Origin of the sequence: Enterococcus pernyi (genome assembly GCF_045371165.1) — a bacterium.
Lineage (GTDB): Bacteria > Bacillota > Bacilli > Lactobacillales > Enterococcaceae > Enterococcus_B > Enterococcus_B pernyi.
On sequence record NZ_JBIQDM010000001.1, the window covers coordinates 272,006 to 285,842 of the forward strand.

General features: G+C 37.5%; 20 protein-coding genes and 1 other annotated feature. Of the genes, 17 read left to right on the forward strand and 3 right to left on the reverse strand.

All coding sequences use genetic code 11. The annotated features are described in order from the left end of the window. Positions 1-440 precede the first annotated feature (440 nt). Positions 441-1,811 carry a lytic polysaccharide monooxygenase gene (locus tag ACH0AK_RS01360; RefSeq protein WP_137071930.1) on the reverse strand — a complete coding sequence of 457 codons (1,371 nt, stop codon included), beginning with the start codon at positions 1,809-1,811 and terminating at the stop codon, positions 441-443. 498 nt (positions 1,812-2,309) lie between these two features. Beyond that, positions 2,310-2,439 (forward strand) — a sequence feature (ribosomal protein L20 leader region). A 43-nt stretch (positions 2,440-2,482) separates the two neighbouring features. Between ACH0AK_RS01360 and infC the strand changes: the two genes are divergently transcribed. The 3 genes from infC (at position 2,483) to rplT (ending at position 3,692) form a co-directional block, all read left to right on the forward strand. Further along, on the forward strand, positions 2,483-3,007 hold the full coding sequence (gene infC, locus ACH0AK_RS01365) for a translation initiation factor IF-3 (protein WP_010736567.1): 525 nt from the start codon (positions 2,483-2,485) through the stop codon (positions 3,005-3,007). Positions 3,008-3,078: 71 nt separating this feature from the next. Continuing rightward, complete coding sequence (gene rpmI, locus ACH0AK_RS01370; RefSeq protein WP_010736566.1) at positions 3,079-3,279, forward strand: 50S ribosomal protein L35; 201 nt, start codon at positions 3,079-3,081, stop codon at positions 3,277-3,279. Between the two features lie 53 nt (positions 3,280-3,332). Next, positions 3,333-3,692 carry a 50S ribosomal protein L20 gene (gene rplT, locus ACH0AK_RS01375; RefSeq protein WP_206854292.1) on the forward strand — a complete coding sequence of 120 codons (360 nt, stop codon included), beginning with the start codon at positions 3,333-3,335 and terminating at the stop codon, positions 3,690-3,692. A 37-nt stretch (positions 3,693-3,729) separates the two neighbouring features. Here rplT and ACH0AK_RS01380 read toward each other — a convergent pair whose 3' ends face one another. Further along, a complete protein-coding gene (locus ACH0AK_RS01380) occupies positions 3,730-4,956 on the reverse strand; it encodes a tyrosine-type recombinase/integrase (protein ID WP_499796692.1) in 1,227 nt (408 codons plus the stop codon). A 50-nt stretch (positions 4,957-5,006) separates the two neighbouring features. Beyond that, positions 5,007-5,627 carry a helix-turn-helix domain-containing protein gene (locus tag ACH0AK_RS01385; RefSeq protein WP_499796693.1) on the reverse strand — a complete coding sequence of 207 codons (621 nt, stop codon included), beginning with the start codon at positions 5,625-5,627 and terminating at the stop codon, positions 5,007-5,009. A 155-nt stretch (positions 5,628-5,782) separates the two neighbouring features. Here ACH0AK_RS01385 and ACH0AK_RS01390 point away from each other — a divergent pair, with 155 nt between their 5' ends. The 14 genes from ACH0AK_RS01390 (at position 5,783) to ACH0AK_RS01455 (ending at position 13,835) form a co-directional block, all read left to right on the forward strand. Continuing rightward, the gene (locus ACH0AK_RS01390) at positions 5,783-6,010 is read left to right on the forward strand and encodes a helix-turn-helix domain-containing protein (protein ID WP_206854284.1); all 228 of its coding nucleotides are present in this window, start codon (positions 5,783-5,785) and stop codon (positions 6,008-6,010) included. Beyond that, positions 5,998-6,702, forward strand: coding sequence for a BRO family protein (locus ACH0AK_RS01395; RefSeq protein WP_499796694.1), 705 nt, complete (start codon positions 5,998-6,000; stop codon positions 6,700-6,702). The genes ACH0AK_RS01390 and ACH0AK_RS01395 overlap by 13 nt, the downstream gene beginning before the upstream one ends. Positions 6,703-6,713: 11 nt before the next feature. Further along, positions 6,714-7,013, forward strand: coding sequence for a DNA-binding protein (locus tag ACH0AK_RS01400; RefSeq protein ID WP_206854279.1), 300 nt, complete (start codon positions 6,714-6,716; stop codon positions 7,011-7,013). A 237-nt stretch (positions 7,014-7,250) separates the two neighbouring features. Then, the gene (locus ACH0AK_RS01405) at positions 7,251-7,400 is read left to right on the forward strand and encodes a hypothetical protein (protein ID WP_499796695.1); all 150 of its coding nucleotides are present in this window, start codon (positions 7,251-7,253) and stop codon (positions 7,398-7,400) included. After that, positions 7,393-7,614, forward strand: a complete 222-nt coding sequence (locus ACH0AK_RS01410; RefSeq protein WP_206854272.1) for a hypothetical protein — start codon at positions 7,393-7,395, stop codon at positions 7,612-7,614. Before ACH0AK_RS01405 ends, ACH0AK_RS01410 begins: the two co-directional genes overlap by 8 nt. A 56-nt stretch (positions 7,615-7,670) precedes the next feature. Further along, a complete protein-coding gene (locus ACH0AK_RS01415) occupies positions 7,671-8,618 on the forward strand; it encodes an AAA family ATPase (protein WP_499796696.1) in 948 nt (315 codons plus the stop codon). A gap of 272 nt (positions 8,619-8,890) precedes the next feature. Further along, positions 8,891-9,370, forward strand: a complete 480-nt coding sequence (locus ACH0AK_RS01420) for a hypothetical protein (protein ID WP_016619805.1) — start codon at positions 8,891-8,893, stop codon at positions 9,368-9,370. A gap of 332 nt (positions 9,371-9,702) precedes the next feature. Further along, the gene (locus tag ACH0AK_RS01425; protein ID WP_206854264.1) at positions 9,703-9,837 is read left to right on the forward strand and encodes a DUF2292 domain-containing protein; all 135 of its coding nucleotides are present in this window, start codon (positions 9,703-9,705) and stop codon (positions 9,835-9,837) included. Between the two features lie 98 nt (positions 9,838-9,935). Continuing rightward, positions 9,936-10,439 carry a hypothetical protein gene (locus ACH0AK_RS01430; protein WP_499796697.1) on the forward strand — a complete coding sequence of 168 codons (504 nt, stop codon included), beginning with the start codon at positions 9,936-9,938 and terminating at the stop codon, positions 10,437-10,439. Then, the gene (locus ACH0AK_RS01435; RefSeq protein ID WP_499796698.1) at positions 10,429-10,977 is read left to right on the forward strand and encodes a hypothetical protein; all 549 of its coding nucleotides are present in this window, start codon (positions 10,429-10,431) and stop codon (positions 10,975-10,977) included. The genes ACH0AK_RS01430 and ACH0AK_RS01435 overlap by 11 nt, the downstream gene beginning before the upstream one ends. Positions 10,978-10,993: 16 nt before the next feature. Further along, positions 10,994-11,362: a hypothetical protein gene (locus ACH0AK_RS01440; RefSeq protein WP_499796699.1), complete on the forward strand. Its 369-nt coding sequence runs from the start codon at positions 10,994-10,996 to the stop codon at positions 11,360-11,362. Between the two features lie 255 nt (positions 11,363-11,617). Beyond that, a complete protein-coding gene (locus tag ACH0AK_RS01445; RefSeq protein ID WP_016619800.1) occupies positions 11,618-11,878 on the forward strand; it encodes a hypothetical protein in 261 nt (86 codons plus the stop codon). Further along, positions 11,878-12,429, forward strand: coding sequence for a hypothetical protein (locus tag ACH0AK_RS01450; RefSeq protein ID WP_499796700.1), 552 nt, complete (start codon positions 11,878-11,880; stop codon positions 12,427-12,429). The genes ACH0AK_RS01445 and ACH0AK_RS01450 overlap by 1 nt, the downstream gene beginning before the upstream one ends. Positions 12,430-12,800: 371 nt before the next feature. Further along, on the forward strand, positions 12,801-13,835 hold the full coding sequence (locus ACH0AK_RS01455) for an Abi family protein (RefSeq protein WP_499796701.1): 1,035 nt from the start codon (positions 12,801-12,803) through the stop codon (positions 13,833-13,835). The last annotated feature ends 2 nt before the right edge of the window (positions 13,836-13,837 follow it).

The following is a 13,837-nucleotide window of genomic DNA, read 5'->3' on the forward strand; positions in this document are numbered from 1 at the left end:
ATTTTTAACGTTTACTTATTTTTAAAATATATCTTTTTATTGGCTGTTTTATTCCTTTTTTATGGATTTGACCATCAATTTTTTGGTCTGAGATTGTGATAGGAGCGTTCGGTCTTATTATCGAAAAAAGTCAAATTAGAATATCGTTTATTTGGATTCAAGAGTTTCGAGAGGACTAAATACCACCTCTCAAGCAATTCTATCTATTTTATCTATTTATAGAAGGAACGGGATACGAAGTGGGAGGGAATGTATTTTGCAATCTGTGATAATGGATAAGCGCTTTGAAAAAAATAGCACCTGTAATATTCGTCTCGAATGTTACAGGTGCTGGCTTATTTTTGAGGCAAAGAAAGTTGTTCTAGCCTCATTTTTATAGGGTTTTGTTTACGTGGAATGTTTTCTATATTATCGTTTTAATTACGTTGATAAGGTTTATTTTATTTAGGATAGAATAAGGCATGGGCAATTCCTGGCGCCCAGTTTGTATCACCATAGTTCAAGTGAGATTGCCAAGTGATATATGTCACACCGTTGTGAACAACTTCTTCACCGGCTGTATAAGAAACCGGTGCGAATAAGCTTCCTACTGTCCATTGACGTCCTGGAGTGACTTCACCACCCCCGTCGCCGCCATTGTCATCGCGATCTGTCGTAATAGATAACGCATTGCTTGCATCAGATAGTTCATCCGTATTGCTGACTGCGCGAACCACGAATGAGTAGGTAGTGTTTGCAGCTAATCCAGACACTTCGTATTCTGTTTCTTTTGTTGAACCAATCAATTGATTGTTACGGTAGATGTTGTATTGTTTGATTCCTTTTGAATGAGTAGAAGCGCCCCACATCAATGAAACACTTGAACTTGTTTGACCCATCGAGTGTAAGTGAGTTGGTGTAGTTGGTTTTTCTTGTGTATTTTCTGTTGTAGTTTTTACTGTCAAAGCTGTTTTAGCAGAGACTAAGCCAGTTTGTCCAACTGCTTCGATTTCATAATTATAAGATGTATCCGCAGTTAAGTTTGTATCACTGAAATCTGGTGTTGTTGTGTTTCCAAGCAATACGCCATCACGGTAAACGTTGTAAGAGGCAGTATTCGCTTGGCTGTTCCAAGCTAATTGGACAGTTGAAGAAGTCACATTCGTCGCACGAACGTTTTGTGGTGCTGTTGGTGCTACTGGAATTGCTGAATCACCTTTCAAGTTGACGTCGACTACTTGATAGAATGCAGCGCCTGTGTCATGGATATCCCAAACAGCTAGAACGACATGGTAACCAAGCCGATCCTTTGGTATATTCACTGAATGCGATGGATTAGTCGAAGCTTGTGCCCCGTGATGATCGATAGTTGCTAATAATTCCAAATCGCTACGTTTTAAGGGCTCATTTGGGTTCCAACCTACTTTAGTAATATAATAATGCCATTTAGTGGTACGGTGAGATTGTGTATAACGCCATCTGAATGTATTCACACCAGTATCTAAGTTTTGTTTTGTCCACATCGTTTCTGTTTGGTTATCTAGTAAGAAGCTTCCTCCAACTGCACCATTTGCAGAAGCGATGCGTCCGTCAGCAGGGCCAGCTGCTGGGAAGCCTTTAGCAGTTTCTAATGATTGTGGTTCATAAATCACTGGACCATATTTTGCTGCTGCAGCGGATAAATTAACATTACGGTCTAAGTGTCCTTGATACGCACGACTGATCGGTGATTCGACATAACCGTGAGCAGAAGCGTCTTGTTCCCCAATCGTTAAGCTTGCTCCAAATAAAATCCCCGAGCATAAAACTGTACCAAAAATTTGTTTTTTCATTTTTTCCTCCATATGTAAATAAGATTTAGATAACGAATAATAAAAAACGAATTTCGTAATTATCTCTCTTTTGTGTTATCTGGGATTAAGATTATCAAATAAAATGAATAGTTACGAATCAGTTTATACCGATGTGTAGGTAAAAAAATGATAGAAACATAAATAGTATGATTTGTTATAACGTTGATTTTTTAAGGATTTAGGTACCATATTTGGAAAATGAGAACATTTTTTTATAAAAAAATATTTCTTGGGATTAAGAATTGAATGATTTTGTTCAGATTCTATTTTAGTTATCTTAAAATAAAAGAAGTGAAATTATATAAAACGTAAATGAGGTAGTAGCAGAAGGGTGACAGATTCGATTGGTGATAAGGGAAGTAACAAAAATATCTAATTGCTGAGCTGTATGAGAAGAAGAACTGCTACGATTAAATAGAAAAAAGTGAAGAAATGATTGACAAAAAGAAATAGATTTGGTATGATAATTAAGTTGAGAAATAAAAGCAGAAGCACCCGCTTCTCGCCTTAGTTGATACAGTCACTGGGCTAGATAGTTTTCATCTATATGTAGTATAGGTGGAGTACGTGCGGGTTCTATCAAAAGAACTCGTTTTTTTATTGCCGTTCATTCGGTAAGCTTTTCTTTCTCTCATAATATTTGGAGGTGAATGACCATAGCAAAGGATATGATGGTTAACGACGGCATTCGTGCACGTGAATTACGATTGATCGGTTCAGATGGTGAGCAATTAGGAGTTAAGTCAAAAGCAGAAGCATTGCAAATTGCAGAACAATCAAACTTGGATCTTGTGTTAGTTGCTCCAGGTGCGAAACCACCAGTAGCGCGAATCATGGACTACGGAAAATACCGTTTCGAGCAACAAAAGAAAGACCGCGAAGCGCGTAAAAAACAAAAAGTGATCAATGTAAAAGAAGTTCGTTTAAGTCCAACGATTGATTTGAATGACTTCAATACAAAACTTCGTAATGCACGTAAGTTCTTAGAGAAAGGCGATAAAGTGAAAGCTTCTATCCGTTTCAAAGGCCGTGCCATTACCCACAAAGAAATTGGTCAAAAAGTCTTGGATCGCTTAGCTGAAGAAACTGCTGATATTGCAACAGTGGAACAAAAAGCGAAAATGGACGGACGCAGCATGTTCTTGACGCTGGCACCGAAAAACGACAGTAAGTAATTTGAATGACTAACTGATTGTTGGACAGTCAATAGTCGGATAACGAAAGATTTTGAGGAGGAAATATAGTCATGCCAAAACAAAAAACACACCGCGGATCAGCAAAACGTTTCAAACGTACTGGTAAAGGCGGATTGAAACGCTTCCGTGCGTTTACAAGTCACCGTTTCCACGGCAAAACTAAAAAACAACGCCGTCAATTACGTAAAGCGCGCATGGTTTCTAGTGGCGATTTCAAACGTATTCGTCAACAACTAGCAAAAATGAAATAAGAACGTAAAATAATTGAAATTTAAAGATTTATTTTTATTAGGAGGAATTATACATGGCACGTGTAAAAGGTGGAACAGTAACTCGTAAACGTCGCAAAAAAATGCTGAAATTAGCAAAAGGTTACTACGGTTCAAAACACACTTTATTTAAAACAGCAAAAGAACAAGTAATGAATTCATACAACTACGCATATCGCGATCGTCGTCAAAAGAAACGCGACTTCCGCAAATTGTGGATCGCTCGTATCAACGCAGCGGCTCGTATGAATGGCTTAAGCTACTCAAAATTGATGCACGGTTTGAAATTAGCTGAAATCGACATCAACCGCAAAATGTTAGCTGACTTGGCTGTCCATGATGCAGCAGCATTTACTGCATTAGCTGACCAAGCAAAAGACGCTTTAAACAAATAATCTAACTAACGTTGTTACGCCAACGTTTACCCCGCCTTTATTGAGCGGGGTTTTTATTTTGACCCAGAGATTGACCCAGACTTTTCCCATTCCTCATAAATTCACCGAAAATATCTGCAGTTTCTTCTTTGCCTTCTTTAGTGACATGAGTGTAAACATTCATCGTTGTTTTTATATTACTGTGCCCCAGACGAGCTTGCACTTGCTTCATACTTGCACCTGCTTCAAATAATAGCGATGCATGAGTATGACGGAATCCATGAGGCGTTATCTGATGCAATGATTTGTTTTTGCGATAAAGGGTATCGAGCCATGTTTGTGGTGTTCTTGGATTCATCAAGCCGTTATCCTCGTCTTTTGCAAATACTAGCTGTTCGATGGACGGCATCATAGCTAGTAAATTGATATGTTTCTTTTGATGATAGCGCCATTCTTTTAATAGGTCTGCAGTGTCGGAATCTATACTAATTGTTCTAACTCCTGCTTTAGTCTTTGGTTTTTGGATCAAGGCAGTTCCATTCTTGCCAACAGCAAGCGTTTTGTTTACTGTTAGAGTCTGATGTTTGAAGTCAATGTCTCGCCATGTTAGAGCCAATGCCTCACCTTTTCGCAAACCTGTATAAGCAAGGAGTGAGAAGAATACAAATCGTTTAAAAGGATAATTTTCCTTGAGTTCCTTTAGAAGGGATAGCAGTTCTTGACGATCGCAAAAATTAATCACTTCTGGTTCATCGCCTTCTATACTTTCTACAGGAGTAGGGAGAATTATTTTTTGCATCGGGTTAGATTGGATTTCTCCTATGGATTCAGCATACTTAAAAATCATTCCTGCGTAGTTGATATAGCGATCGTAGCGATTCGGATTATCTTTGCACCAAGCATTTGCCTGTTTTTGGCAAGCTGTTACAGTGATCGCTTTGATGTTGTAAGATCCTAATGCAGGCAGAATATGCTTGTCAAAGATGATCCTCGTGTTCCAATAGGTGCTCTCTTTGACTTTTGTTTTATACACCAGATTAAACCAATCCTCGAATACTTCCTTGTATGCTCGATTTGACGAGCGTTGTTTAATTCCATTCTCAGCCACATCGATGTCTAACCTAGCATAGGCTAGCTTGGCTTCTTTTAGTGATGCGAAGCCCCGCCTTGTGGTTTCTCTTTGTTTCCCAGTAACGGGATCAATTCCTAAATATTTCTTGAACATGTAGGCGGTTGAACCGTCTTTTTTTGTATACTTTTTTATTGGATTTGGCTTTGTTGCCATTGTATTTTTTCCTCCCAGTACCTAGCGTGGGGCGCTGGTATGTAGGATCGTTAACCTATGTCACCGTTTAGAACAAATTCAGATGGATAAAAATCGGTCACATATTCGCTAAATTCAACTGAAGCTAGATCGGTTATATATTCTACAAAAGCCTCTCTAAAGTCATAAGAATCAAAACGCACGGATAAAAGTTCAGTAGCAGATCTTGGGAAATTAGTAGTGACGATAACGGCATCTAATTCTTTCGATTCAGTGATAATAAGCTGTATATCGCAAGTAAGGTTAAATGAGGCTGTAAAACCGTCTGCTTCAATCAATACTTCTAACGGATGGATAACAAATCGAATGTTATCGACATACTCGAATGCACTCTCTTCATCACTTCCACCAATACTTTCACTAAAGACAGGAACTATAACCCCTCCTGTTGCTTTATTCAAATCGAATGAAAATTTGATATTTTGCTGTGAATTTGGAATGTAAACAATCAAGTCTTCTACTGGTACTTTTAATGCTTCAATAATTTTTTCAAGGGTATGAAACTGTATCCCTTTGGAAGTTCCGCTTGCTAATTGGCTTAATGCATTCTTAGAAATACCAGTTTTCTTATTTATATCAGCCATGGTCATATTATTTTTAGCAAGCATTTCTTTCAATCTAAATTCAATCATAATGTTCACCTCACGCATCAATAGTACCATTCAGGTGTACAAAATACAATTACTTTTATTTTTTTGTTGACTTTTACAAAATACGTGTGTAACATACGGTTGTACAATGTACATCTTCAGTTGTACTTTTTTATTATAAGGAAGGAGTATTTACAATGAAAAATAATTTTTCTCGAATCTTAGGCGAGCGCTTGGTAAAGATTTCAGAGGTTCACAGGGCAACTGGGTTGAGTCGTGCAACTCTAGGCGAAATTTACTATCAGCGTGCCATGAACATTCAGTTGGATACATTGGTTAAAATTTGTGATTACTTGCAGATTCCACTTAGTGAACTAATCGAGTACGTACCAAAAAATAAGGAGGGTAAGCGATGCAGGGATTAGTTTTAGCTAAAGAAGAATTGTTCCAAGGTATTCATTGTGATTTGTGGATGGATAAAGATAGAAATCCGTTCATGAGTATGGATCAGCTTGCTGAAGCACTTGGATATACCGACAGAAAAGGGATTGAGAAAATTGTTGAGAGGAATCCGTATCTAAAGGACAAAGAATTTTCAACTACCGACAAACTGTCGGAGGTTGAGGGGGATAGAGTAGTTAAGCGAGAACGTAGATTATTTACACGTGATGGAATAATGGAGGTCTCCTTCTTATCTCAGAAACCAAAGGCTCGTGAATTCAGAGCATGGGCAAGGAAAGTCCTTACTGCTTTTATGGATGGTCAAATCATTTGGAAGGAAAAAAGAGTAATCGGAAAACAAATCCGTTTATCTATGACAGATGCAATCCGTGATGCAGGGTTTTCACCACATTTCTATAAGCACTTTACTAATTTATGCTATAAGTCAGCAATTGGATTTAATGCTACTCAAATCCGCAAAGCTCGAGGAGTTGAGAAAGGCAACAATATTTTAGATTTTTTAACTATTGAAGAGCACGAGGCAGTGAATAAAAGAGAGCAACAAATCGCCACGTTAATAGGTCTAGGAATGGAGTACGAGCAAATAAAAGAGATTCTAGCCAATGGTGGGGTTATTTATCAAACTACGCTCAAAATGCCTGAGACGGCTCGTTAGGTGGTGAAATCATGGCGAAGCTAAGTATTGACGAATTAGACCTATCTCCCTCACTGCTTGACGTAATAAAAGAAACAGCGGCAGAGGAAGGGAAGCAACAAGCCCAGCTTTTAATCGAGGAGTACAAGAAGAAGCTAGAGCTTCCTAGATTTATGGGTATGGCGCAAGCTGCAAAATACATGAACACCAGTTACAACACTGTGAAGTATGTATTCATTGAAAAATTAGGCTTACGTGTCGTAATGATCGATGGTTATGAAAAAATTGATCAACGAGATGCAGATGCATTTCTTGAGAAACACAAAAAATAATCCTAGCGTGGGGCGCAGGAAGAAATCGCCAGAATTGGCGTCACTTAGTTGCAACGTCACTCAGTCAAATGTCAGAAAGAGGAACAAAATGAAACGAGGACAAAAGAAAAAGCCTTTGCTGTGTATATTCTTGGCGGAATTTCAGCAAAAGGCAACATATAGTGGGACACCCTACCTAAAAAGGTGGGACACCCCTATTCTTTTGTCCTATTCTATCACAGAAAGGGCGTAATTTAAATGATAAGCGTAATTAAAGGACAATTTAACGGCATGATTGGAACAATTATACAGGAGGTTCAACCACAAATTTTTTTGATCCAGTTTTGTGATGGCACAACAGGCATTGTCGTAGAGAACAACTTGCAAGAGGTGCTTTGCCATGACTAAATCCGATGAATTACTGGAGCAAGCAGTTAGCCAATTTTTATCTGTATTAAAGAATGCTGATCAACAAAAAAGAGAAGGTGCGGCAAAATGGCTCAAGGAAGGTCTCGAAGGCGAGTTGTCCGAAGGGGGGCAAAATTTTATTGATGACCTTTGCGAACTGATCATCGCAGGAGAACTTAACGATGTGGCGAAGCATTTGGCGTTGCTATTATGAAACGAAAATACCGCAGACCCTTAGCCGTCTTTATTCTTTGAAAGGAGGTGATAAAAATGGATAGGCACTTAGAATTGTACGAAATACCACAGCCCAGTCTTATGAGTGTATGGGAAAAGTTACCATTGTATGAGCCACCACTAGTGAAAAATGTGCTGAGAAGACATCAAAAATTAATTATTTCGGGGGCTAGTAAGTCTGGGAAAACATCTTTAGCTATCCAGTTGGCGATTGCAGTAGCTGAAGGGACGTGTTGGCTAGAAAACGAATGCGCACAAGGTGGTGTACTATTTGTAAATTTTGGTTTATCAACGTACATGATGTTCAGTAGAGTGCATGAAATTTATTCATCTTTAAACATTGAACCTAGTAATGTAGAGCAAATTGATGTCATTAACTATAAAGGAAATGCTTTGGCGGATAACTACATTCATTTTATGGATAGTATACAGAATATCGCAAATGGGAACAAATATAGATTGATCATTATTGATTCAATCGATTATGTACAAGGTTTTTCCGAGTTTGAGGCTAGTCGTCATATTAATCGATTATTAGACAACCTGATGATTCAAACTAATGCGTGCATTGCATTTACTACGAGTGCAGGGAACCCACCAATAGAGACCTTATGCGATAGCGTGGCTAAATTGATTCCAACAGGTGATAAAGCAGTCAGTGATTTCAGGCTATCCATCGAAAATAATACCTACCAAAAGACTGACACTGACCAGCAACTATTAAAGTATGAGTATCCAACAATGCAAGCCATAGGAAGATATAATTTTAAAGATGTAAAGCGAGCCAACAATTTAAAAAAAGAAAAATCTGTTCAGGAATTTGAAGAGGCTTTTTACAAGTTGAGCTTAGAGGGAAAGAATGTCTCAGTATTGGAATTAGCTGATCACTTAGGGGTTGCCAGAGAGTCTCTATATCGAAGAATAAAAAAGCTTGATAATTTTGAAGTTCAATTAGGGATAGTTAAGCCTGTAAATAACAAGTAACACTGTAACGTTGCTTGTAACATGTTACGGTATGTTAATGTAACTTTTCTTGTAACATGCTACACCATAGTAACATGTTACTTGTCCGTCAGGGTGTTAAAAAAAAGGTATGTTACGTTACAAGATAAACGTTGATATAACAACCTTTCTTTACCCTTGTGTATATCTCTCGTTAGAGAGTAGATATACACAAGGGAAAGGGGGGTGAGGTTAAAAATACACATTAAATTGTAGCATGTTAAAAATAACGGAATTACGAAGGGGTGTGTGGTATGGCTAGAAAGAAAAAACCATTTAGAGATGTGCGTGATAGGAATTTTTTAGAAATTGCGAATATGCCTTTAGTGGAAAATAAAAGTGCCGCAATTGAGTGGATAAAAACTAGCAAGGTGATGGGGTATGTTTTCCAACAAGCAAGGAGTTGGAACTTCTTGGTGACATCCTATTCGGAAGATGATGGCTATGTATGGCACGGTGTGAATTATGGAGAAGAAAATAGAAAACTTAACAGAGAAACAAAGACAGCATATGGAAAAAAAGTTTTTGATGCATTAACCCGAGACAAAATAGATCTGATGCCGCTACTTCGTTATAGAGATCCTGAAGAAGAATTTTCGCCATTAGAGAGCGAAGTGATTCAATTCTTAGCTACTAAAAAACATATATTAAATTTAGTATTCATAACTGCAACTTATAATGGTCGAATTATTGTAAATAAGGATGGTACCTGTATTGGTCAGAATATGTTATGAGGAATCTCGAACACTAGAAATTATCGGCTGAGTGAGACCAAGACAAAATTGGACATGTCTTACTCAGTAATTGGGGTGTAAATCATTATACCCCCAGAAGTGGGGAAAGGGGCAGCCATCTTTTCGGCATCCATAAGAAGGCGATGCATCCCGACATTTCTGACACATAGAAAAGGGAGCGTACCCTAACGCTCTCTAACATTTTTTTGCAACCTTTTAGCCTTGGTTGCAACGAAAACCAGCGATGCATCGCCACTGTGTGACTAAAAGATGCTAGTAATTGCTAGTAAAAATGATGGTAAATGATGGTAAAAATAAAGGAGAGTGATCCAATGGATAAAGTTTATATTGATGGACAGACTAAAACGGAAAAGGTGGACTTGCCTACCCATGGTACGGTAAAATTAATTGTACAAGACGGTCGTGTGATCCGTACAGAAACCACCATATCAAAAAAGCTGAAATAGTCTGACTAGATCACTAGAGGACATGAGCAAAGGAGCGCCTTCCAGTAGGCAACCTTGCTTGTGTCCTCTTATTTTATTCCAACAAGGGAGGTAGTTCTTTGGATCCATTCGATGAAATTTTGATAAAAAATTATCTCTCCTTAGATCAGCGAATTCAAACGCTCTATTCATACAAGAAACAGCTGAGAAAGATGTTCTATTTACAGAACATGGCTACTCACATCGAATATGTCAGACTGGTAAAAGATACGTATGCGATGGTCACCAAAGGCTTTCGACCTGATCGTGAAGTGGAGAAGTTACTGTTAAACATAGAAAGAGTAGATCAGCGAATTGATCGCTATCGATTTAGAAAGAAACATTTTTCCTCGTTTTGGGGCTCTCTTGATGCGCTGGAGCGAACTTTGCTACATGATCGATTCATTCATCAAAAAGAAAGTGATGTCCCTCTAGCGCTTACTGAGAGTGTAGTAGATGAAATTAATGAGATTGAGACAGCAATCTGTTTTCGTGAAGGGATTGAGCCTGATGTTCTGGAAAACGAGTTAACAGGAGATGTAGAAGAAAATTTAGAAAGGATGTGTGATTTCTTTGCATTATGATAGCATCAGAGCTTCATACTATCTGAAAAAGTGGCGATACTATGAAACTGCTCGACATGACTTAAATCAATCCGAACTAAGCGATGCAAAAATCTTTTTCAATGCTTTAAAACGCCTTGATGACGAGGAAAGAAAACTGCTGACCGATGTGTATTACCGATCAGAGGAGCTTTGCAGTTTCAATGAGAAAACGGGGTATTATCATTCGCTTAAGCCCATTCAAGATCAGGTGATGGCTAAAAAGTATCAAGTAACCAGTGATCGTTTTGCCAATACGCGCAGGCTAGCCCAGAATGCTTTACAAAAGAAAATGCAACAAATTCTAGCTGAGATTGGAGAGACTTGTGTGCTTCGTTTGAATAAACGGTTGTACTTAGTAGCATTTTTAGACAAGGGTAAGTACTCCGAACAGTTTGTTCTAGGTACGCCACTTGAGGCGAGGAAATTCACAAATCATACAGATAAAGAAAGAATCTTGTCTTTGCAGATGTTAGGATTTGAGAAGGTTCCGATTCATCCGAACGAGTACTTTCATTAGTGGGGAGTGGCGGCATATGAGTGATCAAAAGCTACTTATTCATCACAAAAAGCATCGCAGAATCAAACATGAGGTACTCATCGCCCTAGGTCGTCATAATTACGATCTCAGCCGTTCTGAAGGGACAGTAAGGGTAAAGATACCTAGAAAGCGAGGAGCGCCATACGGCAACAAGAACGCCGTAGGAAATAAGGGAGGTGGTGCGCCGATTGGTAACAACAATGCTTATAAACATGGCTTTAACAGCAATCTAATGTATAAATTTCAGATGGCCAGGATTGAAGAATTGCTGATTGAACATGATCAATGGAGCTATGAAGCGGTGTGTTACTACCGAGAGAAGGTATTGGATGGTGAAATCCGTATCAATCCGTTTAAACGTTAACGGCACATCAAAAGGAACACTCCGAAAATATATGGTTTTTCCCAAAACAAACACAATTCAAGGGGTGTAATAAATAACCAAACCATTGATGTGACAATCTTTTAAAAGAAGCGCTCAAAGGTAACGTTGCAACGTTCTAAAGGAGCGTTGCATCATGTTGCATCCCTTTTTAAATAGATAATTGATTGCAGTACTTTATCGGAGTACTACAAAAAAAGTACTACAAAATACTACAATAAGAGAGAAGGAAAAGAAATGAACTATGAGCAAGCGTATAAAACATTAAATGATTTTGTAAATAATAATAATTTTGAAGGTGTAGAGGAAGTTAGAGGGCTATTTGATAGCATGAATAACGAGCTAATCAAAAGCGGTTTGATGGAAATTGATGGTAAACAAAAGCTTGAAACCACACTTAATTCAAAATTTATTGAAGAAATCAATGCAAGAAATGCTGCAGAAAATGAAAAAAAGACTAGCGTTAATAAACTTAATGAATGGAGAATCACTTCATAATGCCGCTATATAATGAGTTACTGGAAGAACAGAAAAGGAAATATAAAGAGATTGATCTCAATAGAGTTGATTTAGAAGGAAGTATATCTTACTTTAGAGAAGAGTTGAGAAATGCGACTCAGACAGATAGGATGTATTCTCAAGAGAATATTAAGAGAAAATTAACGGCTGAAAGAGAACTAAGTGAAATTCAGTCGTTAAAGCAGGATCTTGATGCTAAACGCAATTTGATAGTAAATGAAACGAGCAAGAGGTTAGGCAATAAGCTAAGAAGTCAGGCTTTTAAAGAAATCTATACGGTATTTCAAGAAGACATTGAAGAGCCGTTAATGGAAGAAGTTGAAGAGTTAATATCACGCTTAAATGAGATTTTAGAAGTGCAGGAAAGAAGTTATCAAGAGTTTAAAGATAATGCTATTAGGAAAGTTATTTTATTTGAACCATATTTAACACATGATACAATTGATTTTGTGGTTAATGGTATAAGGTACTCTAATAATAGTTTTAAAATGTCTGTCACTGACAAGATTAAGAAGAAAGTTAGTTTTTAGTAGTGTAATGTATTGAGATTGTTGTAGTCGACTAGCCGAAGCCAAAAATGGTTTGGTCAAGAATGAGGGTACCTCAAATCACCTCGTTTTTTTGTTATTTAATGTAGAGAAATAGAAAATTTCGGAAAGTTTCATACAGTTGCTAAACTAATCTAAACGAAGCTAAATGAATCTTTTTTTATTTAGTGGGGTTTCATATGGTTAAATTAATATTTAAATTTAATATTTATTTTAGGATAAAATTATTTACAACAATTGTCGATGATGTTATATTAATTATGACGAAGGGCGAGATGCCTAGGGTAAGATAGCCTCATTTCACTTAAGTGGAGTGGGGCTATTTCCCTATAATCAAGCAGAAGGTGGAGCGGATGTCTCAGGAGAAAATATTTCTTTCGCTAGAAGAGCAGGTAATGAAACTTGAAGAACGTAACCTGTATTTTGCCAGTGATTTAGAAAGAAAGAATGCAAAATACACACTACAAAATAACTCTTACTATGCTGTGATCAATGGCTATAAGGATTTATTCTGTCCAGAACTAAGCGAAGGTGACGAAGATGATTTTTGTAATGAATCATTTTTAAATCTTCGAGATTCCTATGACTTTGATAAAGAACTTTCAGCGCTCTTATTTAAGTATCTATTAAGAATAGAAGATTCCTTTAAAGCTATATTTTCTTACTATACCGGAAAGAAGTATGGGCATGATCAAGTTGTTTATTTATCAAATCAAGCTATTAAGAAAGGGAGATCGCTAAAAAAGACTAGTGGCTTTGAGCGGGATGTCTTGCGTGATAGGCTATACTCGCTCATTCAGGATGGATTATCTCCGCAATTGATTCATTATAGGAGCAAGTACTCCTATACACCGCCGTGGGTTCTTGCAAGTAGTGTCTCTCTTGATTCATTAATTTATTGGTATAAACTGTCAAATAGAGATATTAAAGAGAAAACTGTATCAACAATGTTGTTTGATTATACTCAGTTTCCTTTTGATCATTTAACAGATAAAGAGGAGAGTATGGAGCTTTTTATTAATCTGTTGATGATTGTAAAGGAATATAGAAATAGGGCTGCTCATGGTAATCGAATCATGAATCATAAGTCTGCACACAATATAAAAATCAACCTGCTTCAACTATATGTGGTCAATAGGAATGAGCTGATACACGTTTACGATGATGGATTTTTAAATGGGGATGTTTTTTCATTATTTCTTACAGTTACCTTGATGCTTTCCAAGCGTGGGACTGTTCGCGGCAGGTATCTTGAAGAGCTTCGACAGTTGTTTAATAAATTGAATTGTGAAAATGAGTACCTCCATGATAAAATTCTTTGCTCGGTAGGCATTCCTAAAAACTTCATAGAGTTACTGAGTGGTGCAGTACCGAATCAACAAACATGAAC